General features: G+C 68.1%; 1 protein-coding gene. It reads right to left on the bottom strand.

Annotated features, from left to right (window positions below):
• The coding region (locus tag SB725_RS30895) for an NAD-binding protein (RefSeq protein WP_410923186.1) at positions 1-279 on the bottom strand (279 nt) is incomplete at both ends.

Raw genomic sequence — 279 nt, 5'->3', positions numbered from 1 at the left:
CGACGCGCTTCGCTTCACCCGAACGCAAATCCTTGTAGACGAGCCCGTTCAGCTTGCTGCCGTCGCCGGTCAGCTCGGTCGTCTGCGCCTGCGTGACGATCGTCACGTTCGGCAGGCTGCGCAGCTTGCGCTGCAGCACCTCGTCCGCGCGCAGTTGCGCGCCGTATTCGATCAGCGTGACTTCCTTCACGATGCCGGCCAGGTCGATCGCGGCCTCGACGCCCGAGTTGCCGCCGCCGACCACCGCGACGCGCTTGCCCTTGAACAGCGGGCCGTCGC

This window comes from Pseudomonas sp. SIMBA_041 (assembly GCF_046535095.1).
GTDB classification, from domain to species: domain Bacteria; phylum Pseudomonadota; class Gammaproteobacteria; order Pseudomonadales; family Pseudomonadaceae; genus Aquipseudomonas; species Aquipseudomonas mucoides.
Note: the sequence above shows the minus strand (reverse complement) of the source record. Positions and strands in the feature narration are given on the sequence as shown.